The following is a 23,885-nucleotide window of genomic DNA, read 5'->3' on the forward strand; positions in this document are numbered from 1 at the left end:
TTCAGGAGAAATGCAGAATAACATCGTTCTGTCTGAAAGAGTTCTGCGAAATGGAATCGTCAAAGAAAACAATGAACGCTGGTGTAATCACCAGCGTCCTGACAGCCCGGCGCTACGTTAAATAAAACCAAGCAGAGAAAAGAATACATATCCCGCAACAATGCAAATTACTGGCAGGATATAGAGTGAGAAAAACTGCAGGAAGATAGTATGATGCGGCACTACAATGCGCGATTCAATTTGTTCACGCGTTAATCCCTCATCCCCTTTGGCTTTCTCCAGAATGAGCTGGTCCTCCACCCCTTCACGCAAAAAACGCGCCTGGCGGCTCATTCGGGCGCCGGAGTCTTGTAACGCCAGTCCGATAAAAATCAGAATAAAAATCACCCAGAACATAACGTTCACGCCACCATTAAAATTAGGCGTTGGCGAGTTGAACCAGAACAGATTCAGAAAAGGCGTATTCGCCTGCATCATATCGATCATGACATGGGCAAAATCGAGCATTACCGCATTAATGCCTTCCTGGGTTTCTTGCCGACTATTCATAAACTTCAGCAAAGAAATCAATGTAGAGATCAGTGCGGGTATAAAAATCACCCAACCGAAAATCCTTTTCAAAATAGCAATGCGTCCAGCTTGTTGATACGTCATGAGTTCTCCTTGATTAAGACGCGTCGTTTCACTTAGTTTACCTGTAGATATCTATTTTCGCCCATTCTTTAAAGGCGATATGATAGGCGCTTAATCATAAGCACTGCTTAATACCTTACACATAATGCTCTAAAGGAGAGGTTGTAATGTCAACCCCGCGTCAGATTCTTGCTGCAATTTTTGATATGGATGGATTACTTATCGACTCCGAACCTTTATGGGATCGGGCCGAACTGGATGTGATGGCAAGCCTGGGGGTGGATATCTCCCGTCGCAATGAGCTGCCGGACACGTTAGGCCTGCGCATCGATATGGTGGTAGATCTCTGGTATGCCCAGCAACCGTGGAATGGGCCGAGCCGCCAGGAAGTTGTAGAGCGGGTTATTTCACGAGCTATTTCACTGGTTGAAGAGACCCGTCCATTGCTACCCGGCGTGCGTGAAGCGGTTGCTTTATGCAAAAAGCAAGGTTTATTAGTCGGTCTGGCTTCAGCATCACCGCTACATATGCTGGAAAAAGTGCTGACGATGTTTGACTTACGTGACAGCTTCGATGCCCTCGCCTCTGCCGAAAAATTGCCTTACAGCAAACCGCATCCGCAAGTGTATCTCGACTGCGCAGAAAAACTGGGCGTGGACCCACTTTCCTGCGTAGCGCTGGAGGATTCTGTAAACGGAATGATCGCTTCTAAAGCGGCACGAATGCGTTCCATCGTTGTTCCGGCGCCGGAAGCGCAAAATGATCCGCGTTTCGTACTGGCGAACGTTAAACTTTCATCACTCACTGAGCTGACCGCTGCAGATCTGCTGGGCTGATATCTTTGGGCGGTGGTAACACCGCCCCTCGATTTTTACCTGATTTCGCGTTCAACAGGCGGATTTATCGCCATTTTGTGATAAAGAGTTACACCGTCACCACTTCCGCACACTGTATAAAAATCCTATACTGTACGTATCGACAGTTTAGCGAGTTTTATCATGACGGCGGAAGGCCACCTTCTCTTTTCTATTGCTTGTGCGGTATTTGCCAAAAATGCCGAGCTTACGCCTGTGCTGGCGCAGGGTGACTGGTGGCATATTGTCCCTTCCGCAATATTAACGTGTCTGTTGCCAGACATCGATCATCCGAAGTCGTTTCTTGGGCAGCGATTAAAGTGGATATCAAAACCCATCGCCCGCGCTTTTGGGCACCGTGGTTTTACACACAGTTTACTGGCTGTGTTTGCCCTGCTGACGACTTTCTACCTGAAGGTTCCAGAAAGCTGGTTTATTCCTGCTGATGCTTTGCAAGGTATGGTGCTGGGTTATTTGAGCCACATTCTTGCCGATATGCTGACCCCCGCAGGCGTTCCTCTACTCTGGCCATGCCGCTGGCGTTTCCGCCTGCCGATTCTGGTACCGCAAAAGGGCAATCAACTGGAACGTTTTCTGTGCATGGCGCTCTTTGTCTGGTCGGTATGGATGCCCCATTCACTGCCCGAAAATGGTGCGATTCGTTGGTCATCGCAAATGATTAATACATTGCAGATCCAGTTTCATCGCCTTATTAAGCATCAGGTTGAATACTAAAAAGACAAAATTTATCTTTCTGGAATAAGCAATTCCATTTGAATATAAGAGGCCGCTCACAGTTCTGTTAATCTTGCGCCAACACTATGACTGCTGCGCAGTGATAGAAATAATAAGATTAGGAGAACGGGGATGAACTTTCCATTAATTGCGAACATCGTGGTGTTCGTTGTGCTGCTGTTTGCATTGGCCCAAACCCGCCACAAACAGTGGAGTCTGGCGAAAAAAGTACTGGTAGGTCTGGTGATGGGCGTGGTTTTTGGCCTCGCCCTGCATACCCTTTATGGCTCTGACAGTCAGGTGCTTAAAGATTCCGTACAGTGGTTTAACATCGTCGGTAACGGCTATGTTCAGTTATTGCAAATGATCGTTATGCCACTGGTCTTTGCCTCCATTCTGAGTGCAGTTGCTCGTCTGCATAACGCCTCTCAGTTAGGTAAAATCAGTTTTCTGACTATTGGTACATTACTGTTTACCACACTGATTGCAGCTCTGGTCGGTGTACTGGTAACCAATCTGTTCGGTCTGAGCGCAGAAGGTCTGGTTCAGGGCGGCGCAGAAACGGCACGTCTGAATGCTATCGAAAGTAACTATGTCGGTAAAGTCGCTGACTTAAGCGTGCCACAACTTATTCTGTCCTTTATTCCGAAAAACCCGTTTGCCGATCTGACCGGAGCAAATCCGACGTCAATTATCAGCGTGGTAATTTTCGCTGCATTCCTTGGTGTCGCTGCGCTAAAACTACTGAAAGATGACGCGCCGAAAGGCGAACGCGTCTTAATGGCTATCGACACGCTGCAAAGCTGGGTAATGAAACTGGTTCGCCTGGTCATGCAACTAACCCCTTACGGCGTTCTGGCGCTGATGACCAAGGTGGTTGCGGGGTCTAACCTACAGGACATTATCAAACTGGGGAGTTTCGTTGTCGCGTCCTACCTCGGTCTGATCATCATGTTTGCGGTCCATGGCCTTCTGTTGGGCATTAACGGAATTAGTCCGCTGAAATACTTCCGCAAGGTATGGCCTGTACTGACTTTCGCTTTTACCAGCCGTTCCAGCGCAGCATCCATTCCGTTGAATGTCGAAGCGCAAACGCGCCGCCTGGGCGTACCCGAATCCATCGCCAGTTTCGCCGCTTCTTTTGGTGCGACCATTGGTCAAAATGGCTGTGCCGGGTTATATCCGGCAATGCTGGCAGTGATGGTTGCGCCAACAGTTGGCATTAACCCACTGGATCCAATGTGGATTGCGACACTGGTCGGTATTGTCACCGTAAGTTCTGCTGGCGTTGCGGGTGTTGGCGGTGGTGCGACTTTCGCTGCACTGATTGTTCTCCCAGCAATGGGATTGCCGGTAACTCTGGTTGCGCTGTTAATATCCGTTGAGCCGCTTATCGATATGGGGCGTACTGCGCTGAACGTTAGCGGTTCTATGACAGCCGGTACGCTGACCAGCCAGTGGCTGAAGCAGACCGACAAATCGATTCTGAATAGTGAAGACGATGCGGAACTGGCTCATCGTTGATTTAATATAAACGCGACGGCTCGTTTCCCCGGGCCGTTGCCCTGCTTCTTATTTTATCCAATTGAGAGTCTATGAGCTTCCGACTATCGTCAAAGACCTTATCACTAAGCAGTGTCGTTAATCTGTCAATACATCCCTGAGAGTGTCTTTCAAATTCTACAAAAAATTTTAAACACTCAAATCCAGGACACTTTTTTATATGTGGGTCAACGATTTCGCTAATATCACTAAAATCAAAGCAATTAAAGAAAAAATTAACATTAAATAATAAAGGTGGAGAAGGAAAAATTAACACAGGGTTGCCCGCCTTCATTTTATGCAACGGTGTTCCAACCGGATACATGCGATGGCTATCATATTTCATTTGCTTTAAATTTAAAATAACCAACTTATTTCTCACACTCATTAAGCTAACCATTTTTTCAACACAAAAAGTTGTTTCGAAATCAATTGCATTCATCTTCTCATTAAATACACTGATACGGAACTCACCGCCACACAAAGCAGAAATTGACACTTTAATTTTATTATCATTTTCAAGACTGGCATGAAAACTAAATTTAGGGCCATCATAATCATAGGAAATATGATGTATAGAAGCAATCATATAATTAAAACACGAAGTGCTCAAACCATCCTCTGGATATAGCCCAGTTGATATAAATTCACTGAGTGACGACATAGAGCTTTGCAAATTCATTTTATATTGTTCTGACAACTCATATGATGACCTCATGGTAATCGCTCTATGTTGCAATGAAATATTGGGTATCATATATATCCTTAATAATTATATTCTTCAGCACTGTGGCGCATTACATTAATATTAAGTGTATAAACATAAGTGCAGAGTAAACTATCAAAAATAGCTCATCCTGTATTATATGAAGAGAAAAGATTCGTTGAACCCCTCTGTAGAAAGAGGGATTCATGATAATTATTCAGCGACTTCCCCTTCCTGCCGTATCTGGTTCGCCCAGCGCTGGGCGGACTCCGGCACGCTAAATGCCGGTGAGCGCAAGAATGACTCCCCCATCAGGACAAACGCCACATATTTCCCACGTAGTATCCATACATCACGAAACGTATCCATTTTCATCGCATGTTCCGGCGGCGCAGGTTCCGTGCGTGGAACATAGCTAATAATCGGGCGGTTTTGCTGACGTAGTGGTTTCTTCATTACTGGCTTCACTAAACGCATACTAAAAATTAGAAAAACGGTAGTTTAGCCGATTTAGCCCCCCGACGTCCTGCTTCGCGTGCGCTATCACTGATGAGCGTCGCCTGTAAAGATAAAGTGACCACCAGAAGAAGGGGAAGAGGTGAAGGGAATATTAAAGGCGGCGCAAATTCAATATATTGCAGGAAAAAACAGGCCTGATAAGCGTAGCGTATCAGGCGATACTGTGTATCATCAGTCTCAGGCGGCGCAACTGCGCCGCCTTTTATCTCTGGACGTCAAGGTAACTGCCTAACCGATAACCACGCTCGGCAATTGCATATTTTAACGACGCTGACGTCAGCACCTCCAACTCAATGAGCCGTGGAAAGCAATACGCACTCTGGCGAATCGTATTATCAATAAACGCCGGATGGCACATGACCTCCAGCGAAGTCTCATCTCGCTGACTGGAATCATCAAGTACTTGCAGGAACAGTGACTCACTGATCTCTTCGCCATAAAAAGCACTACTGAATCCCTGTGAACTGCGCAAATTAGCAGGTAAATCGCTCTCGTTAAAAGCCGATTGACGGTCAATGCGTAGCGCAATGCCCTGCTCCGCCGCAAACTTCGCCACAAGAGGGAAAATCTGCGGGAACATATGCACATGATGATGGCTATCAATGTGCGTAGGTTTGCGGCCAAACAGTTCAACGAAACGCTGATACTGACTTACCAGCTCCTGAGCAATTTCTTCCAGCGGTAAGGCATCTTCTTCTGCCAACTGCCAGATCCATTTCCCCAACACGCCTTCCCGAGTCAGCCCCGGCATCGCGGTCAACGGTTTGCCCATGGTAAGGACAAAATGCATCCCCACCGCCAGAGTCGGTTCATCACGACTTAACTGCGCCGCATGATAAATGGCTTCACCATTCACCAGCGCCGTCGTGGAAGTGACAACACCGTTACGACAAGCCTCGATAATGCCGTAGTTCTGACCTTTACTTAAGCCAAAATCATCGGCATTAACAATCAGTAAGCGTTCCATATTTAGCCCCGGTTAATGTGCTTTTTTGAGATCAGCAATGCAATCAGCGAAGTTCGGCAACCACTTTTCATGCGCCAGAATCATCTCACGGGCCAACACCTCTGCATCACGATCTGAATGCACCAGAGGGCTAAGATTCAGCGCCAGCAATACATCGTTAAACTCACCGCTAAGTGCGGCATTACTGGCGGCAATCTCAAAGCCTTTGATGGTGTGAATCAGGCCCATCACTTTATCATCAAAATGCGTAATACGCGGATGTGGCGTCGCACCATTGCGCCCCAGCGTACAGGTCATTTCAACTGCCCAGTCAGCCGGAATATTATCAATATGGCCATGATGAGGAATATTAATGTAGTGTTCCGTTTGCTTGTCGTTGTAGATAGCATTAATCACTTCGCACGCCGCGTCGGAGTAATAAGCCCCGCCGCGCTGCTCCAGCTCTTTAGGCTTAACTTTCAGATCTGGATTTTTATACAGCTCAAAAAGTTGCTTCTCAACTTTTTGAACCACCTGTGCACGCGCACCGCCCTTGTAGTATTCGCCCATTTCAATCGCCAGCATCTCTTTTTGCTTGAAGTAGTACAGCAGATAAGAACACGGCAACAGATTCAGCGATCGAATTAAGCCTTCGCTAAACGGCAGATCGAAAATATTTTTTACGGAAGAGGCTTTTAACTGCCCTGACGCCACGCCATCGAGCAATTCGGCAAAACGTGATTCGCCGTTTACTAACACATCTTTAATAAACACCAGGTGGTTCAGGCCGAACAGATCGATAGACAGATCATCATCTTCTTTCAGCGCCAGCACATCGTTGATAAACATTTTCATGCCCACCGGAATATTACAAACGCCGATAAAACGTTTAAATCCAGTATGACGATATACTGCTTCAGTAACCATTCCTGCGGGGTTCGTGAAGTTAATAACCCACGCATTCGGACACAATTCTTCAACATCTTTCACGATATCGAAAATAACAGGAATAGTGCGCAAACCTTTAAACAGGCCGCCAGCACCGTTAGTTTCCTGCCCAAGATAACCATGACTTAATGGAATACGTTCATCCAGTTCACGGGCGGGCAACTGACCTACACGCAGTTGAGTGGTGACAAAATCCGCCCCTTTCAGCGCTTCGCGACGATCCAGTGTTTTATAAAGCTTCATCGGTACGCCAGCGTTATCTATCATCCGCTGACAGAGATCAAAAATAATATCCAGCTTCGTTTTACCACCTTCAACATCCACCAGCCATAATTCACTAACCGGCAGTTCATGATAACGCTTAATAAAGCCTTCCAGTAATTCTGGGGTATAGCTACTCCCGCCACCGATCGTGACAACTTTTAATTTCTGGCTCATAATTTCTCCCTTCATCAGGAAATACGGATATTTGACATACCTGCCTCACGAGTCAGAAATAACCCAAAACACCAAAGGCAGGTATATATATCTGATAAATATTTTACTGATTAAACTCAGTTAATTTCTTACGATAGCTATTAGGCGTAAATGACGTTAACTTCTTAAACGTTTTAATAAACAGACTTGGGCTGCTATAACCAGCCTCAAACGCAATATCTGTTACAGAGTAGTTAGTCATCTCCAGTTGTTTTTTAGCAAAGTTAATGCGGATCTCGTTAATAATCTGCATCGGTGTTTTGCCATAATAACGCTGGGTTGCACGCGTCAGATATTCCTGCGATTTAGCCGATAACGCCACCATATTTTCCAGTGCGTTCTCACTAAACTGCTCTTTGTCATGCATCTTTTCTACCGTATTTTTTAACCACTGTGGTACATCATCAATAACCTGTTCTTCGCGGTAATGGCGCAACCGGTTGATGACATAAAAAGTGACTATCTCTACAAACTCTTCTAACCCGGTTTCCCGGAAATTTAATGAAGAAATAACCGTTTCTACATAGGTAAGAAAAGCATTATTGGTCCGGTATACCTGTGACGCAACGAAGCAATAGGGCAATAATGGCAAATAGTGCTGCTCAAAAAAGCGTTTACTGATCCCTACATTCAAAATACGCGTGGCGCCAAACTCATAAAAACTTTGATGGTGCGATCCCAACGGGATAAAAACAAAATCGCCCCGCTCCAGCAACACGCGCTTGCCGTTTATTTCCTGGAAATAACGTCCGGTTAAAACCAGGGTGAATTCATAATAGTCATGCTGATGCAGTCCGCTGATACTTTCAGTTTTATTGTAGATAAACACATGGAAATTCTTGCCATTAAACAGTTGCTGTTCACGAGCAATAGCAATTTCCGGCGCGTTAATCACTGGCTGCATCATCGACTCCTTATGCCTTCAATTTTTCGTGAAGCTCAATTAATTCTGTAATCAGTTCACGCGCGAGCATTGAGGTCATTAAATGATCCTGTGCGTGAACCAGTACCAGGCTGACTTTCATCTTTCCTTCGCCTGCGTCGCCTTCAATCAGTTTAGTCTGCACTAAATGTGCTTCATTCAAAGCCATTCGCGATTGATCCATCATCGTCCTCGCGGCGGCAAAATCTCCCTGTTTGGCCTGTTTTAACGCGGCATACGCCAGGCTGCGGGCTTGTCCTGAGTTGATAATAAGCCCCATCACCACTTCTTCCAGTTCTTCGGCTTCGGTTTGGGTGTCCGGGATATTGTCGAGATCCATCATAATCAATTCCTCACTTTCTTTACCCGGCACAGATTTCCCTGTGCCGATATCAATTAAAATTTCAGAGCACTCGCAATATCTTCTTCGCTCTCTTCCTTATCAATCACGTTTTGTGCTTTGTTAGCCACCACCACAAACGGTAGATAAATCAACGTCGCGATCCCAAGGTTAAAGAGAGCAACCAACAACGCTGCAACGCTACCGTTGGTGTTAAAGAAAGCTCCGAGCCCCGTAGGCATCGTCCACGGTGCAATGTTAGTTACCGGAGGGATAATGCCCATGTAATACGCCGCCAGAGTGATTGCAGCCAGAATCGGTTGCACCAGAACGAACGGGATAAACATTACCGGGTTCATGATAATCGGCAGACCAAACAGAATCGGTTCGTTAATCTGGAAAATACCGGATGGCAACGCCAGTTTCGCCACCTGGCGATAATCAGCACGGCGAGAAGCAATAAAGATTGCCAGAATCAAGCCTAAGGTCGCGCCACTGCCGCCAAGGAAAATAAAGGAATCCAGCATCGGCTTAGCCCAGATATGGAAGGTCTTGCCTGCTGCCAGCGCCGCTTCAACGGAACCATATTGCTGATAGGTCGCGATATTTTCCAGCGCCCACGGCGTCATGATGCCGTTGTCCAGCGCAGTCAGCGCCAGCGCGCCATGAATACCGAAGAACCAGAGCAAAGGGACAAAAATCACATAAGCCCAGCCGACGACGCTACCCAACGATGCCAGCGGCGTCGAAATGGTATCCATAATGATCTGATGGAAGTTTGTTCCCCAGGTGGTCAGCGCCCAGGAGATAATCCCCATCACCGAAAGAATAATAAAACCAGGAATTAATGCCGAGAAGGAGCGCGAAACCGATGTCGGTACACTGTCGGGTAATTTAATCACCCAGTTACGATGAACAATAAAGGTAAACATTTCTGCCACCACCAGGCCGATAATAATCCCGGAGATGATATTTGCACCGCCTAACCAGTTTGCGCCGACTGCATAAGCCTCACCAACACTATATGGCGTAACGGTCATGAATGCTGCGACGGATAATAACCCCGCTGCCAGCGCATCGACCTTTCGTTCTTCTGCCAGCGCCATGCCGATAAAGAACGGAGCCATTAAAGACATAATCCCTAATGTTCCGTTATAAACGTTTCCGCCAATCCCTTTCAGACTATTGAGCGTTTCAATGGTCGAAGCATCAAGGCGAATACCTAAGGAATAAAAAAACGACCCCTCCCCAAAACTAAGAAAAACATTATTAATTAATACAAACATAGCCCCTGCGAGGGTTAACGGCATTAAGCGAATAAAACCGTTTTTGATTGCATTAACGTGTGGTTGCTTTCCTATTTTAACTGCAAAAGGGAGGAGTACCTTTTCAAGCGATGCAATAACATTACTCATAGAAAAATACCCTTAAAAACCGCAACTTAAATATTGCGGTATAGATTTATGAAATAACTCTTTGACGGAAAATTTAAAAAATTAATTTGCTGCGGCTTTTTTAATTGCTGCTACCGCAGCCTTAAGCACGCCTAAACCATCGACTTTGCCATATAACAGCGAGTCAATGACTTCAACAGGTTTGTTAGGTAACAAACGCTGAATTTCAGGCAACATATAAGCGATCTGCGGCCCTAATAACACAACATCGGCATTCTGACCTTTCTCACCGGCCAGTGTTTCTGGAAATGCTTCAATAATAACCGGCACTTCATATTTTTCAGCCTGCGCACGCATCTTTGATACCAGTAAGGAAGTTGACATGCCCGCAGAACAAAACAGATAAATGTGTTTCTTTTCCATAAAACGCCCCTCATCGACGATTATCTGTCAGCCAGACACTCCGCAAGCCTTCACCTGCTTCCATGCACTGGGTAACTTGCGAAACCAACATGACTTTTTTTTGTGGCTGAAAGGAGTATACGGTATTGACCTGAGTAATAGTATTTCTTTGACCATACAAATTGTCTCTCATTGACCTGAGGTTATGACCCTCTTCACATTTCAGGCAAATAATTCGCAGCAATAAATAAGAAAACAACCACAAAAAAACCGGCACGATGGCCGGTTTCCTTTGTTACTCAAGCTTTCAGACGAAGCGATTACTTCGTTGCCTGCGGATCGGTGTCATATTCGGCACAGGTCTGATAACCGGTGTTGATCACATGTCCTGTATCATCTAACGCGACAAAATAGGTTTCTGCTTTACCATCACGTTGACCCAGGATGTAAGTCTGGCACGTACCACGAGCGTGGATCATGCTCACTTCAGACGAGGGTTTCCCCGCAATTTGTGCAACCTGCGCCCGGCTCATGCCTTTTTTGACGTCTTTCACCACAGGCTGTACAAACTGGTCTTTGGCACGATCATACGCAGTACATCCCGCCAGCATCGTTAATACCGCCGCTGCCCCCAGAATTCCTGCCATATTCTTGTTCATATTCCATCCTCTTGTTTATCAGCGTATTAGATAAGCTTGGAATATATCGGGCGCTTTTTCAAGCCTGTGAACAAAACGGCCTCCTTTCAGAGGATTCCTCTATGGCGTTTTAACCGCCATTCAACCCGCTGTTGCTTGTCGTTTCTGTAGCAACGGGTTAGCTTTAAGGAAGTTTTATTTTCATTCTGGAGGGGTTCAATGACATTACAGCAACAAATAATAAAGGCGCTGGGCGCAAAACCACAGATTAATGCTGAAGAAGAAATTCGCCGCAGCGTCGATTTTCTAAAAAGCTATCTGCAAACTTACCCGTTCATTAAATCACTGGTTCTTGGTATTAGCGGCGGTCAGGACTCCACCCTTGCTGGAAAACTGTGCCAGATGGCGATTAATGAACTGCGTCAGGAGAGCGGCAACGAATCACTGCAATTTATTGCCGTACGCCTCCCTTACGGTGTTCAGGCCGATGAGCAAGATTGCCAGGATGCGATTGCCTTTATTCAACCAGATCGTGTGTTAACCGTTAATATCAAAGGTGCGGTATTGGCCAGCGAACAGGCGCTACGCGAAGCTGGCATTGAATTAAGTGATTTTGTTCGCGGCAACGAAAAAGCGCGCGAGCGGATGAAAGCACAATACAGCATTGCAGGCATGACCAATGGCGTCGTGGTCGGCACCGATCATGCAGCAGAAGCCATTACCGGATTCTTCACTAAATATGGCGATGGCGGTACGGACATTAATCCGCTGTATCGTCTGAACAAACGTCAGGGTAAACAACTGCTGGCAGCATTAGGTTGCCCGGAACATCTCTATAAGAAAGCACCGACGGCAGATCTCGAAGATGACCGCCCGTCACTGCCGGATGAAGTCGCGCTTGGCGTGACCTATGAAAATATCGATGACTACCTGGAAGGGAAAAGCGTACCGGAACAGGTCGCCAGAACGATTGAAAACTGGTATCTGAAAACCGAACACAAACGCCGCCCGCCGATTACGGTTTTTGATAATTTCTGGAAGAAATAACGCCCCATAGCTGTGTCTGATAATGCCAATATTATCGGACACAGCATCCCCTTTTATCTTTTAGGAAAAAATTACTGAACGGACTCCGGCGAATGACCAGGACGCCAGCTAATTTCACTGAACAGCAATTGACCTTGCGATTGCAAAAGCCGCAGGGTGTGCTTGCCATCGTACCAGCACGCACCCTGGTCGGAGGTCAACAGTTTATCACCCAGTTGCCACGCCCCGCTGATCACAAACACCACTCCGCCGCGCGAGCCAAACGTGGTAAACGTGCGATCGGCAATTCTGACTTTCGCCTTACAGATATCAAGGCGTGTCATGACGTTGAAATCCATCGACATCAGCCCTTCCGTCAGTTTTGCCTTCACGACTTGATCTGCCGAAAAAGCAAAAGGTTGTAGTGGCTTTAAGGTGTGGCTAAAACGGTCTGTGCTTTCAAGACATATCTCACCGCCTTCCAGCAGCGTCACGCTCCTTTCCATTCCCGGAAACAGCGAAAACTCACCATTGGTCGCGATAGAAGCGATACTGGCACGCCAGTAAAAATCACGTTTTGCCGGAGGAAAACGACAGATTTCGCGAGTTTCACCAGCCGCGTTTCGCCACAGATCTACCGACATTTTACGCATATCAAAGTATTCCATACTCGCTCCCGGCATGCTCTTTTCATTGTTATCGTTCAGGCAACCGTGGATTGTTATCGGCAACTCGGGTGATTTCCCTTAGCGCTATTCAGGAATTTTTGGCAAAAATGACCGGTACAGGCACAAAAAAGAAAACCGCCGATCCTGTCCACCGCATTACTGCAAGGTAGTGGACAAGACCGGCGGTCTTAAGCCTTTACGCTGAGAGATTATTCAGCGGTTTCAGGCATTTTACCTTTTGCTGCCGGGCGTTCTGTCAGACGCTTCTCAAAATTCGCATTAAATTGCTTTTTCTGTTCCGGTGTCAAAATGTTGTAAATCTTGTTTTGGGTTTCCAGGTGCGCCAGCATGTTCGCTTTGCGCTGTTCTTCCATTTTCGCGATCTGTGCTTCCGCTTTTGCCTTATCGAAGGTATCGCTGGCAATAATGTCATGCATTGCGCGGCGTTCTTCCAGCGGCGGACGTTTCATCTGGTCGCGCTGACCTTTCATGATTTCGCGAATTTGCTGTTTCTGCGCGTCGGTCAGGTTCAGGTCTTTAAACATCATATCCTGATGCGGACCAAACTTACCTTTATGATGCATCATCGGCTTCGCATCAGCCGGTGCTGCGGTAGTCGTATCTGCGGCGTGAGCCAGATTAGCCGCGCCAAGAGCCAGGGTAGAGGCAACAAACAGAGCAGTTAATTTACGCATATTCGATATCCTTCATTTCAGTTATTTTGTACGGCTTTCTTAAGTAACGTGCCGTGTTGACGAGATAAACTTTACTAAGTTTAGCGTCAATTAATCAGAGCAACGGTAAAACAATGAAAGTGTAAAAAACATTTTTCCGCCAATTATGGAGAAAAAAAGAAAATTTGATGGAGAGCAATGAAGGAATATTTCAACCAACTGATTTTGCAGAGATTATGAAGAACTATATCTGATAACTGGTGACAAATAAAGCAAATAACCAGGATTAATCTGTATTATTTCATAAGAAAATAATTAGACACCCGCAGAATGATTTCTGCGGGCAAATATTAGGTTAATTTTTCCAGCATTAATCCCGCACGCAATCCTATTGCAACCAATGGATTAGGAAACAGAACATATTCAACATCATGGGTCACCGTAAAACATTCCTCTCCATCCTGAGCCAGCAATATTCCCTTTTTAAACGGCGTAAAGTTCAGCGTTTCACCTGCCATATGTAATTCGAAAGACGGTGAATGGCGGGTAATTTGTGAAACGACCCGATAGCGTAGCGGTGATTGCCTCTCAATACTGACATTTTCACCCGATAGCAGCGCCGCAATCGCACTGGCGGTTGGCGCAAACTGATGGCGATCGTTTTGCCCAAACGGCAACGCTTTTCCAAGTTCCAGCGTACAGGCCAGGGCACCAAAATGTTCAGCGCTGAAGTGAGTAAACGTCCCGCCCGGCGCCTGATGAAACACCAGCGCCTCCAGTCCCGCCGCCCCCAACCATGTCAGGAAATTTTCATCCCAGGGAATATCCCGTTGCGGTAAAACACCAAACTGCGGATGGTACGAACCGCGAATAGCCGTATGTAAATCGAGGTGCCAGCGAACGGGCTCTTTGCTCTGATCATAAAAATCCTCCAGACACTGCTCCAGTTCGCGAGCGCGGCAGGTTTCACCGCTTTCAGCAAATAACTGCCAGCGCCCGCCAAACATTCGATTCATATCGCTATGGCAATAACGCTTCCCTTGTTTTAACGCCGGAGGATTGCCGAGGATCGCCAACAACCGCCAGCGCAGTGGCATTTCTCCGTGATATATCGCGCTAAGCAACGCGTCCAGCATTTCCACTGGCGCCGTTTCATTGCCGTGGATCCCTGCCGAAAGCACCATCGCGCCTTGCGGTGGTGTTAACGGCGTCAGTTCGAGTAATCCATCGCCCAGCCAGCGCCAGCGAATACCGTTGCTTTCCCTCTCGGTGATGGCGGGCTTTTTCCCTGTCAGAGTCAGGGAGAGAAAATTATCCATTTCCCCCTCCCTCGCGCTGGAACGGATAAACCGAACCGAGATCCAGCAAACGAGTTAGCATATCCAGCGCTTCTCGCCCTTCACGCAGCAACTGCGGGTCGGCCAGATCGGCGGTAGTAAGACGATCGCGATAGTAATGGTCTATCCAGTTATTGAGCGCATTAAACAGCGTATCGTTCATCATCACCGCCGGATTGACTGCCCGACATTCTTCTACCGTCAATACTACGCGCAAACGCAGGCACGCCGGGCCGCCGCCGTTCGCCATACTCTCACGTAAATCAAAAACTTTCAGTTCACTGATCGGATTATCGGCGGCAAGCAACCCATTGAGATAACGCCACACTCCGGCGTGCTCCCGGCACTCCTGCGGCAGCACTAACATCATTGAACTATCATCACGGCTTACTAACTGGCTGTTAAACAGATAGGTAGAAACCGCATCCGCTACGGACACCTGCGCCGCAGGAACTTCAATTGCCATAAAACCATTAACCCGCGAACGCAGGCTTGCCAGTAATTGCGCCTGGTGAGCAAATGCCTGTTGATGGCAAAACAACACCTGGCGATTGCTCACAGCAATTACATCATTATGAAAAACGCCCTGGTCAATAACGTCCGGGTTTTGCTGGGCGAAAATCACCTGCTGTGGATTAACCTGATTTAGCCTGGCGACTGCCTCACTGGCTTCGCGGGTCTGCCGCGCCGGATAGCGGGAAGGCCGCGAACCGTTACCCTCTTCTCGCCCGTAAACAAAAATCTGCATACCGGGTTCGCCGTAATGACCGCCGAGTCGATTGTGGTTTGCCGCCCCCTCGTCACCGAGCAAGGCCACCTGTGGCAACGCTGAGTGAACGACGAATTTCTCGTCATCGTTAAAAATCGCTTTTAACAATGATTCGGTGATTGGCGCTTCCAGCGAACGGTGAAATTTATTGTTCAGGTTGGCGACCGTGAAATGCACTTTACCATCCAGCGTATCGGCAGACGGCGCGACCGTGGCAGCATTCGCCACCCACATTGGCGACGCGGAACTAACGCTGGAAAGCCAGTGTGGAGCCTGACGGGCAACGTTCTCCAGCACCTGTTCATCGCTGCCTCTGAACCCTAACTGGCGCAAAACCGGAATACACGGGCGCTCATGTGGCGGGATCACCGCCTGGGGAAATCCCGCATCGGCAAGGGCTTTCATTTTCAGTAAGCCCTGTTTTGCCGCCAGTCGCGGGTTAGAGACCTGAAAACGGTGGCAAGTGGAGGCTTCATTACCAAACGACAGACCAGCGTAATGATGTGTCAGCCCCACCAGCCCATCGAAATTGACTTCGCAAGCATTCATCGCGCCACCTCATCAGAAAAATCCAGCCCTGGGTTAAGTACGGCGGGCAACGTTAATGAAGATGACTCCAGAGTTGCCATTGGCCAGGCGCAATAATCCGCCGCATACCAGGCGCTGGGGCGATGGTTGCCGGAAGCGCCAACACCGCCGAATGGCGCGGTGCTGGCGGCGCCGGTAAGCGGTTTGTTCCAGTTAACAATCCCCGCCCGCGCTTCCAGCAACAGTTGATCGAATGTTTCCCGCTCGGGAGAAATCAGACCACAAGAGAGGCCAAAACGCGTGTTATTCGCCATTTTTATCGCTTCATCGAAGGTATCGTAACGCCAGACGCGCAATAGCGGTCCAAATACCTCTTCATCCGGCACGCCAGTAACGCCTGTCATTTCAACGATCCCCGGCGTTAGCAGCGATGTTCCCGCTTGTAACAAACGTGGCGCAAGCAACGTTTGCCCACCCAATGCTTCCAGTTCCTGCCAGGCAGTAACAACCTGCTGTGCGGCCTGTTCAGAAATCAGCCCACCAATAAACGGCTGCGGTTCATCGTCCCAGTTGCCCGGCGTTAAACGCTGGCTGACGGCAACCAGGCGGGCAAGAAATGCATCGCCCTGCGCCCCATTTTTCAGCAATAAACGGCGGGCGCAGGTACAGCGTTGCCCGGCAGTGACAAATGCCGACTGAATGGTCAGATGGACTGCGGCATCGATATCCGCCACCTTATCGATAATCAGCGGATTATTGCCGCCCATTTCGAGGGCGAGAATCTTTTCCGGCTGACCGGAAAGCTGGCGGTGCAACTGGTAGCCGGTATTAGCGCTACCGGTAAACAGCAAACCGTCAAGATCTTCCAGAGCGCTGAGTACCTGACCGGTTTCGCGCCCGCCCTGGACCAGGTTCAGCACCCCCGGCGGCAATCCAGCCTGCTGCCACAAACGCATAACCACTTCTCCGCTCCACGGTGTCAGCTCGCTGGGCTTGAAGATGATTGTGTTGCCTGCCAGCAGCGCCGGAACAATATGTCCATTAGGCAGATGACAGGGGAAATTGTACGGACCAAACACTGCCAGTACACCGTGCGGACGATGGCGCAAGCTCGCCGCGCCGTCCGGCATTTCGCTGCGCTGCTCGCCGGTACGAACATGATATGCCTTAATTGATATCGCGATTTTATTGATCATCGCTGTCACTTCGGTTGCCGCTTCCCAGCGCGGCTTACCCGTTTCTCTGGCAATAATCGCGGTTAATTCGGCTTTATTGCTTTCCAGCAGTCCGGCAAAACGTTCAACTCTTACCTGGCGATCGCTAAAGGAGAATCGCGCCCAACGCGGAAACGCCGCACGGGCGGCCCGACAAGCCTGCTCGACCTGAGTGGCATTGGCATCATTGCCCTGCCATAACACCTCGCCCGATACAGGATTTCGCTTCACGCGCAGCGCCCCCTGGCCCGTTACCCAGTCACCGTTGATCCATAAAGTCATGCTGTTTTCTCCTCTGCGCACAAACGCACCAGACGAACACAATCCCCGGCGTGACACTTCAGTGCATCAAGTTGCGTGGCGGTTAAAATCAAACGCTCGGTAGCCGGATCGGCACGCACCAGCACCACACGAAAATGGTGATAATTTTCATTGGCGACCAGGCAGGCCGGGAAATCGCTTTGCGCTGGCTGCCCTTCAGCCACCTCCACCAGCCGGCTTTTGCGGATGGCGCGAACACGGTCGATATCGCACTCCAGCGTCGGCCCACCGTCGAAGATGTCGATATAGTGACGATAGCGGAAACCTTCTTTTTCCAGCACCGCGCGGGCAGGTGCGGTTTGTGGATGCACTTGTCCGATGACGTCCTGCGCCTCCTGGGATAAAAAGTGAGTATAGATTGGGTGTTTTGGCATCAGTTCAGCGATAAACGCTTTTTGACCGGTACCGCAGAGAAAATCGGCGCGGCTAAAATCCATCGAAAAGAAACGCTTGCCGAGGCTTTGCCAGAACGGCGAATAGCCGTGTTCATCGATCACCCCGCGCATTTCAGCGACCACTTTGTCGTTAAACTTGTCGCGAAAAGCCGCCATAAACATAAAGCGCGATTTCGATAACAAATAGCCGTTGCCCTCTTTGCGCCAGTCCGGGTCGAGAAACAGCGTACACAGTTCGCTGCTGCCGGTGTGATCATTACTGAGAAACAGCGTCGGTAACGCATTGTAAACATTCAGCTCTTTTGACGCGTGAACCAGCGTGCCGACGCGATAGTTATACCAGGGATCGTTCAGCCCAACCGCCACCTCAATAGCGCAAATACCCGCTACAGTGCCTGTCTCGCTCTCTTCCAGCACAAACACATAACCTTGTTCACTTTTGGGCAGTTCGCCCTGCCAGGTTTTTATGGCCCTTTCGATACGCGCCGAAAGTGTAGCTTCATTGGCGGGTAACGACGTCAGGCCGCCCCCCGTTTTACTGGCAAGCTGCATCAACGCCGCAACATCCGTGCGTTCAACAGGACGGATGACCATCATGATGAACCTCCGCTCACAAAACGTTCGCAGGCTGCTGCAAAGCGATCCAGACCCGTCGTCACTTCTTCTTCGCTGACATTCAGCGCCGGAGCAAAACGCACCACGTTACCTCCGGCAATCAGCACCAACACGCCAGCTTTTGCCGCTTCTTGCGAAATTTGTTTCGCTTGCCCGGCGTAATCGGCATTCAAAACACAACCAATTAGCAGACCTAATCCGCGGATTTCACTGAACAAACCACAACGGTGATTAATGGTATTAAGACGCTCAACAAACCCGTCGTGGCGCTGTTTAACCCCGTTAAGCATTTTCGGCGTGTTAATAAGATCAAGCACTTTACCTGCCACCGCCGAGGCCAGCGGATTGCCGCCATAGGTCGTGCCGTGGCTACCAACGGTCATCACGCGGCCGCATTTTTCGGTTGCCAGCAGCGCGCCAACCGGGAAACCGCCACCCAAAGCTTTGGCGGTAGTTAACAAATCGGGCGTTACGCCATAGTGCATATAGGCATACAGTTCCCCTGTGCGCCCGACGCCCGTTTGTACCTCATCAAAAATCAGCAAAGCATTGTGGCGGTCACACCGTTCACGCAGACCTTGTAAAAATGCGTTGCTGGCAGGCACCACGCCGCCTTCGCCCTGGATGGGCTCGACAATCACCGCACAGGTAGAGTCGTCGATCAGCGCGCTGGCAGAGTTAATATCGTTATACGCAGCATGACGAATATCCGGCGGCAGTGGCGCAAAATCTTGTGAATAGGCAGGCTGTCCGCCCGTGCTGACGGTAAACAGCGTGCGCCCGTGAAAGGCATTTTTAAACGCCACAATACCGCTCTTATGGCTGCCGTAGCGGTCGTGAGCGAATTTACGCGCCAGTTTCAGCGCCGCTTCGTTGGCCTCCGCGCCGGAGTTACAAAAGAACACGCGATCGGCAAAAGTCGCGTCGATAAGTTTTTTCGCCAGCCGTAATGCCGGTTCGTTGGTATAGCCATTACCGGTATGCCAGAACTTACCTGCCTGTTCGTTCAGCGCCTCGCGCAGTTCGGGATGCGCATGGCCCAGCGCGTTTACCGCAATGCCCCCCGCGAAGTCGATATACTCTTTCCCCTGCTGATCCCACAAGCGTGAACCTTCGCCACGTAGCGGAATGAACGGTGCCGGTGCGTAAACAGGTATCATCCATTCATCAAAGTTTTCACGCGTAATTGGCTGAGACATAGCGACCTCTACAGTAAATAAATAGTTGCTTATATGTTAATAATTGGTGTGTTTGCGCTGTAAATGTAGATTGCAGGGTTTGTGCCAGCCAGTGACAAAAGTGCATAAACGAGAGCAGCCATCTGGAAATCAACAAGTTATAACCTGATGATATGCATTTAACGTGCATATAAAGTGAATACGTTCGGGATACAGTTGAATAAAAAGGATAAAAAACGAAATGTTATGCAGAAGTGAAATATAATTCTAAAATTGTGATCGTTAACGAAATTTACTGGAAATTAGTGCGCCATTTCGACGCTGCCTGCACCAAAAGCGAGCATTTTTTGATCCATCGTTGTCAGCATTAACAACCATCGATCAAATCACTTAACAACAAGCGGTAAGCCAGACGAATTTCTGCTAACATCCCCCCACTCTTTATTTGCAAAAATGGCAGCGACTATGAAATTTGTCTCTTTTAATATCAACGGCCTGCGCGCCAGACCTCACCAGCTTGAAGCCATCGTCGAGAAGCATCAACCGGATGTCATTGGCCTGCAGGAGACAAAAGTTCATGACGATATGTTTCCACTCGAAGAAGTGGCAAAACTCGGCTACAACGTGTTTTATCACGGACAGAAAGGCCATTATGGCGTGGCGCTGCTGACCAAAGAGACGCCGATTACCGTACGTCGCGGCTTCCCGGGCGATGGAGAAGACGCTCAGCGGCGGATTATTATGGCGGAAATTCCCTCGCCGCTGGGCAATGTCACCGTGATCAACGGTTACTTCCCGCAGGGTGAAAGCCGTGACCATCCCACTAAATTCCCGGCGAAAGCACAGTTTTACCAGAACCTGCAAAACTATCTGGAAACCGAACTCAAACGCGAGAATCCGGTGCTGATTATGGGTGATATGAATATCAGCCCCACCGATCTGGATATCGGCATTGGCGAAGAGAACCGCAAACGCTGGCTGCGTACCGGAAAATGTTCCTTCCTGCCGGAAGAACGCGAGTGGATGGAGCGTCTGCTCAGTTGGGGGTTGGTAGATACCTTCCGCCACGCTAATCCAGAAACGGCGGACCGTTTCTCGTGGTTTGATTACCGCTCAAAAGGTTTTGATGATAACCGTGGCCTGCGTATCGATCTGCTGCTTGCCAGCCAGCCGCTGGCGGAATGCTGCGTAGAAACCGGCATTGATTATGAAATCCGCAGTATGGAAAAACCGTCAGATCACGCTCCTGTGTGGGCAACTTTCCGCCGCTAATATCTTCATTCTCCTGACTCATTGTAAGTCAGGAGAATGAACCTTGAGAAAAATCAACAAACTGTCAGTAATGATTTGTTCCCCGCCCACCTTTGTTATACCGTCACTGCGTTTTTAGTTGTCTGACCACTTCTCTATTATCAAGTTTTGATATAGGAAACCCCACGATGAAAGCAGAGCATAAATTACTTCTTATCTGTCTTATTTTTGTGCCGTCTATTTATGCTATCCACGCTTTCAATTTATTCGATCTGGTCACTGATTTACCTCACCTGCAAACACTCATTCGCCAGAGTGGATTTCTCGGCTATAGCCTCTATATTCTGTTATTTATCGTCGCCACCCTCTTTCTATTACCGGGAAGCGTACTGGTAATCGCAGGCGGAATTGCCTTTGGCCCGCTATTGGGTACTCTGCTTTCGTTGATTGCCGCTACGCTGGCATCAGCGTGTTCATTCTTACTGGCGCGCTGGCTGGGACGTGATTTGCTACTGAAATACGTCGGCCATACTCATACTTTTCAAGCCATTGAAAAAGGAATTTCACGTAGCGGCATTGATTTTCTTATTCTGACCCGCTTAATCCCGCTATTTCCTTACAATATTCAAAATTACGCTTACGGATTAACCGCGATAGGCTTTTGGCCTTATACCCTTATTTCAGCATTAACCACTCTACCGGGGATCGTTATTTATACCGTGATGGCCAGCGACCTCGCCAGTGAAGGCGTTACGCTGCTCTTTACATTAAAACTCTGTCTGGCTGGCCTGATGCTGTTTATTCTCATTCAGCTCGCCAGACTCTATGCCCGACACAAACAGGTGGATCTGCCTGCTTCTCGCCGCAGCCCACTTACTCACCCTAAAAACGAAGGATAGAACGATGTTGCAACATTATTCAGTGTCATGGAAAAAAGGACTGGCTGCGCTGTGTTTACTGGCAGCCGCGGGGCTTGGTGGCTGCGATCAAAAAGAGAATACGACGGCAAAAGTAGAGTACGACGGGCTTTCGACCAGCCAGCCGCTACGCGTCGATGCCAGTAACCATACGGTCACCATGCTGGTGCAAATTAATGGGCGTTTCCTCACCGACGATACTCGCCACGGCATTGTATTTAAAGAGGGCTCCAACGGGCATAAATCGCTGTTTATGGGGTATGCCACACCAAAAGCATTTTATGAAGCCCTGAAACAGGCAGGCGCTACGCCGGGCGAAAACATGACAATGGATAATAAAGAAGCCACACATGTCGCTGGCAGCAAACTGGATATTTCAGTGAACTGGCAAGGCGCGACAAAAACTTATTCCTTTGATGAGGTAATTGTCGATAGTAATAGCAAAAAACTGGATATGCGCTTTGGTGGTAATTTAGCAGCGGCGGAAGAGAAAAAAACAGGCTGTCTGGTATGTCTTGATAGCTGCCCGGTCGGTATTGTCAGCAATGCGACGTACACTTATGGTGCGGTAGAAAAACGCGGCGAAGTGAAATTCAAAGGCAATGCGTCAGTATTACCGCCAGATAACACGCTGGCAACGGTTACTTTTAAAGTTGTCGAATAAACCCCAGGATAAAGGATGATGAAGATACAACCGCGTAAAATCTGGTATTACCGTGCCGCCATCATCATCCTGTTGTTCGCCACGCTGCTCGCATGGGCGCTGCTTCCCGGTGTCCATGATTTTATCAATCACAGCGTTGCGGCATTTGCCGCCGTGGACCAACAGGGTATTGAGCACTTTATTCAGTCTTATGGCGCGCAAGCGGCAGTGGTCTCATTCTTTTTGATGATTTTACAGGCCATCGCCGCGCCGCTACCGGCATTCTTAATTACCTTTGCCAATGCCTCGCTGTTCGGCGCATTCTGGGGTGGCCTTCTGTCGTGGACCAGTTCGATGGCTGGCGCGGCACTGTGCTTTTTTATTGCCAGAGTGATGGGCCGCGAAGTGGTAGAAAAGTTAACGGGTAAAACCGTGCTCGACAGCATGGACGGTTTTTTTACCCGCTACGGCAAACATACTATCCTGGTATGCCGGTTATTGCCTTTTGTCCCTTTCGATCCAATCAGCTATGCTGCCGGTTTGACTTCAATACGTTTTCGCTCGTTTTTTATCGCCACCGGGCTCGGTCAGTTACCGGCGACCATTGTTTATTCCTGGGCGGGCAGCATGTTAACAGGCGGCACATTCTGGTTTGTCACCGGACTGTTTATTCTGTTTGCTCTGACCGTGGTGATTTTTATGGCGAAAAAAATATGGCTTGAACGCCAAAAGAGGAATGCCTGATGGGGTTACCGCCGCTGAGCAAAATTCCTTTCATTTTACGTCCGCAGGCGTGGCTACATCGTCGTCATTATGGCGAGGTGCTAAGTCCTGTTCGCTGGTGGGGGCGGATCCCGTTTATTTTTTATCTGGTGTCGATGTTTGTCGGCTGGCTGGAACGCAAACGCTCACCGCTGGATCCGGTGGTGCGATCGCTTGTCAGCGCGCGCATTGCGCAAATGTGTCTGTGTGAGTTTTGCGTGGATATCACCAGTATGAAAGTCGCTGAGCGCACCGGCAGCACTGACAAACTGCTGGCGGTGTCTGACTGGCGACAAAGCCCATTGTTCAGCGACGAGGAGCGACTGGCGCTGGAGTACGCAGAAGCCGCCAGCGTCACGCCGCCTACGGTGGACGATGCCCTGCGCGCCCGACTAACTGCCCATTTTGATGCGCAGGCACTCACCGAGTTAACAGCATTAATCGGCCTGCAAAATCTGTCGGCTCGTTTTAATTCTGCTATGGACATTCCCGCCCAGGGACTCTGCCGACTTCCTGAAAAACGTTCTTAAG

26 protein-coding genes are annotated in these 23,885 nt (G+C 48.8%); 9 read left to right on the forward strand and 17 right to left on the reverse strand.

Going from position 1 to position 23,885, the window contains the following annotated elements:
* Window positions 1-117: 117 nt before the first annotated feature.
* Window positions 118-654, reverse strand: a complete 537-nt coding sequence (locus PS053_RS03675) for a YniB family protein (protein WP_000222152.1) — start codon at window positions 652-654, stop codon at window positions 118-120.
* Between the two features lie 146 nt (window positions 655-800).
* On the opposite strand from PS053_RS03675, the gene hxpB reads away from it, so the two are divergent.
* From hxpB to tcyP, 3 genes are all read left to right on the forward strand, one after another.
* Entirely contained in the window at window positions 801-1,469 is a 669-nt protein-coding gene (gene hxpB / locus PS053_RS03680; protein ID WP_000106815.1) for a hexitol phosphatase HxpB, read from the forward strand.
* A 162-nt stretch (window positions 1,470-1,631) separates the two neighbouring features.
* Window positions 1,632-2,222, forward strand: a complete 591-nt coding sequence (locus PS053_RS03685) for a metal-dependent hydrolase (protein WP_000123136.1) — start codon at window positions 1,632-1,634, stop codon at window positions 2,220-2,222.
* A 132-nt stretch (window positions 2,223-2,354) separates the two neighbouring features.
* The gene (gene tcyP, locus PS053_RS03690; RefSeq protein ID WP_103053589.1) at window positions 2,355-3,746 is read left to right on the forward strand and encodes a cystine/sulfocysteine:cation symporter; all 1,392 of its coding nucleotides are present in this window, start codon (window positions 2,355-2,357) and stop codon (window positions 3,744-3,746) included.
* A 1-nt stretch (window position 3,747) separates the two neighbouring features.
* Here the strand turns inward: tcyP and PS053_RS03695 are convergent, their stop codons facing one another.
* The 9 genes from PS053_RS03695 to osmE form a co-directional block, all read right to left on the reverse strand.
* Window positions 3,748-4,521, reverse strand: coding sequence for a hypothetical protein (locus tag PS053_RS03695; RefSeq protein WP_256878952.1), 774 nt, complete (start codon window positions 4,519-4,521; stop codon window positions 3,748-3,750).
* Window positions 4,522-4,683: 162 nt separating this feature from the next.
* Window positions 4,684-4,947: a cell division activator CedA gene (gene cedA, locus PS053_RS03700; protein WP_001241548.1), complete on the reverse strand. Its 264-nt coding sequence runs from the start codon at window positions 4,945-4,947 to the stop codon at window positions 4,684-4,686.
* 244 nt (window positions 4,948-5,191) lie between these two features.
* A complete protein-coding gene (chbG, locus tag PS053_RS03705) occupies window positions 5,192-5,956 on the reverse strand; it encodes a chitin disaccharide deacetylase (RefSeq protein WP_054410928.1) in 765 nt (254 codons plus the stop codon).
* 12 nt (window positions 5,957-5,968) lie between these two features.
* The gene (gene celF, locus PS053_RS03710) at window positions 5,969-7,321 is read right to left on the reverse strand and encodes a 6-phospho-beta-glucosidase (protein WP_054410930.1); all 1,353 of its coding nucleotides are present in this window, start codon (window positions 7,319-7,321) and stop codon (window positions 5,969-5,971) included.
* Window positions 7,322-7,424: 103 nt separating this feature from the next.
* Complete coding sequence (gene chbR / locus PS053_RS03715) at window positions 7,425-8,267, reverse strand: transcriptional regulator ChbR (RefSeq protein WP_000983635.1); 843 nt, start codon at window positions 8,265-8,267, stop codon at window positions 7,425-7,427.
* Window positions 8,268-8,274: 7 nt separating this feature from the next.
* On the reverse strand, window positions 8,275-8,625 hold the full coding sequence (chbA, locus tag PS053_RS03720; RefSeq protein ID WP_024164878.1) for a PTS N,N'-diacetylchitobiose transporter subunit IIA: 351 nt from the start codon (window positions 8,623-8,625) through the stop codon (window positions 8,275-8,277).
* Between the two features lie 53 nt (window positions 8,626-8,678).
* Window positions 8,679-10,037: a PTS N,N'-diacetylchitobiose transporter subunit IIC gene (gene chbC, locus PS053_RS03725; protein WP_000073054.1), complete on the reverse strand. Its 1,359-nt coding sequence runs from the start codon at window positions 10,035-10,037 to the stop codon at window positions 8,679-8,681.
* A gap of 81 nt (window positions 10,038-10,118) precedes the next feature.
* Window positions 10,119-10,439, reverse strand: a complete 321-nt coding sequence (chbB, locus tag PS053_RS03730) for a PTS N,N'-diacetylchitobiose transporter subunit IIB (protein ID WP_000412169.1) — start codon at window positions 10,437-10,439, stop codon at window positions 10,119-10,121.
* A 299-nt stretch (window positions 10,440-10,738) separates the two neighbouring features.
* Window positions 10,739-11,077, reverse strand: a complete 339-nt coding sequence (gene osmE / locus PS053_RS03735; RefSeq protein WP_001039036.1) for an osmotically-inducible lipoprotein OsmE — start codon at window positions 11,075-11,077, stop codon at window positions 10,739-10,741.
* Window positions 11,078-11,275: 198 nt separating this feature from the next.
* Here osmE and nadE point away from each other — a divergent pair, with 198 nt between their 5' ends.
* Window positions 11,276-12,103, forward strand: a complete 828-nt coding sequence (nadE, locus tag PS053_RS03740) for an ammonia-dependent NAD(+) synthetase (protein WP_025238921.1) — start codon at window positions 11,276-11,278, stop codon at window positions 12,101-12,103.
* A gap of 71 nt (window positions 12,104-12,174) precedes the next feature.
* Here nadE and ves read toward each other — a convergent pair whose 3' ends face one another.
* The 7 genes from ves to astC all read right to left on the reverse strand — a co-directional run bounded on the left by ves (window position 12,175) and on the right by astC (window position 19,802).
* Window positions 12,175-12,750: an environmental stress-induced protein Ves gene (gene ves / locus PS053_RS03745; RefSeq protein ID WP_059227337.1), complete on the reverse strand. Its 576-nt coding sequence runs from the start codon at window positions 12,748-12,750 to the stop codon at window positions 12,175-12,177.
* Window positions 12,751-12,959: 209 nt separating this feature from the next.
* Complete coding sequence (gene spy, locus PS053_RS03750) at window positions 12,960-13,445, reverse strand: ATP-independent periplasmic protein-refolding chaperone Spy (protein ID WP_001228979.1); 486 nt, start codon at window positions 13,443-13,445, stop codon at window positions 12,960-12,962.
* A gap of 329 nt (window positions 13,446-13,774) precedes the next feature.
* Window positions 13,775-14,743: a succinylglutamate desuccinylase gene (astE, locus tag PS053_RS03755; RefSeq protein WP_000368540.1), complete on the reverse strand. Its 969-nt coding sequence runs from the start codon at window positions 14,741-14,743 to the stop codon at window positions 13,775-13,777.
* The gene (astB, locus tag PS053_RS03760; RefSeq protein ID WP_256878951.1) at window positions 14,736-16,079 is read right to left on the reverse strand and encodes an N-succinylarginine dihydrolase; all 1,344 of its coding nucleotides are present in this window, start codon (window positions 16,077-16,079) and stop codon (window positions 14,736-14,738) included. The genes astE and astB overlap by 8 nt, the downstream gene beginning before the upstream one ends.
* Window positions 16,076-17,554 carry a succinylglutamate-semialdehyde dehydrogenase gene (gene astD / locus PS053_RS03765; protein WP_256878950.1) on the reverse strand — a complete coding sequence of 493 codons (1,479 nt, stop codon included), beginning with the start codon at window positions 17,552-17,554 and terminating at the stop codon, window positions 16,076-16,078. Before astD ends, astB begins: the two co-directional genes overlap by 4 nt.
* Window positions 17,551-18,585 carry an arginine N-succinyltransferase gene (gene astA, locus PS053_RS03770; protein ID WP_256878949.1) on the reverse strand — a complete coding sequence of 345 codons (1,035 nt, stop codon included), beginning with the start codon at window positions 18,583-18,585 and terminating at the stop codon, window positions 17,551-17,553. Before astA ends, astD begins: the two co-directional genes overlap by 4 nt.
* The gene (astC, locus tag PS053_RS03775) at window positions 18,582-19,802 is read right to left on the reverse strand and encodes a succinylornithine/acetylornithine transaminase (RefSeq protein WP_256878948.1); all 1,221 of its coding nucleotides are present in this window, start codon (window positions 19,800-19,802) and stop codon (window positions 18,582-18,584) included. The genes astA and astC overlap by 4 nt, the downstream gene beginning before the upstream one ends.
* Before the next feature lie 444 nt (window positions 19,803-20,246).
* Here astC and xthA point away from each other — a divergent pair, with 444 nt between their 5' ends.
* The 5 genes from xthA to PS053_RS03800 all read left to right on the forward strand — a co-directional run bounded on the left by xthA (window position 20,247) and on the right by PS053_RS03800 (window position 23,884).
* Window positions 20,247-21,053, forward strand: coding sequence for an exodeoxyribonuclease III (xthA, locus tag PS053_RS03780; RefSeq protein ID WP_025238915.1), 807 nt, complete (start codon window positions 20,247-20,249; stop codon window positions 21,051-21,053).
* Window positions 21,054-21,220: 167 nt separating this feature from the next.
* Window positions 21,221-21,931: a TVP38/TMEM64 family protein gene (locus PS053_RS03785; protein ID WP_256878947.1), complete on the forward strand. Its 711-nt coding sequence runs from the start codon at window positions 21,221-21,223 to the stop codon at window positions 21,929-21,931.
* Window positions 21,932-21,935: 4 nt separating this feature from the next.
* Window positions 21,936-22,613 (forward strand): lipoprotein YdjY, encoded by a 678-nt coding sequence (ydjY, locus tag PS053_RS03790; RefSeq protein WP_059267621.1) that lies wholly within the window; start codon window positions 21,936-21,938, stop codon window positions 22,611-22,613.
* Between the two features lie 15 nt (window positions 22,614-22,628).
* Window positions 22,629-23,336: a TVP38/TMEM64 family protein gene (locus PS053_RS03795; protein ID WP_000975800.1), complete on the forward strand. Its 708-nt coding sequence runs from the start codon at window positions 22,629-22,631 to the stop codon at window positions 23,334-23,336.
* Window positions 23,336-23,884: a carboxymuconolactone decarboxylase family protein gene (locus PS053_RS03800; protein WP_000524091.1), complete on the forward strand. Its 549-nt coding sequence runs from the start codon at window positions 23,336-23,338 to the stop codon at window positions 23,882-23,884. The genes PS053_RS03795 and PS053_RS03800 overlap by 1 nt, the downstream gene beginning before the upstream one ends.
* Window position 23,885 lies beyond the last annotated feature (1 nt).

This window comes from Escherichia albertii (genome assembly GCF_028622335.1).
Taxonomy (GTDB): Bacteria; Pseudomonadota; Gammaproteobacteria; order Enterobacterales; family Enterobacteriaceae; genus Escherichia; species Escherichia albertii.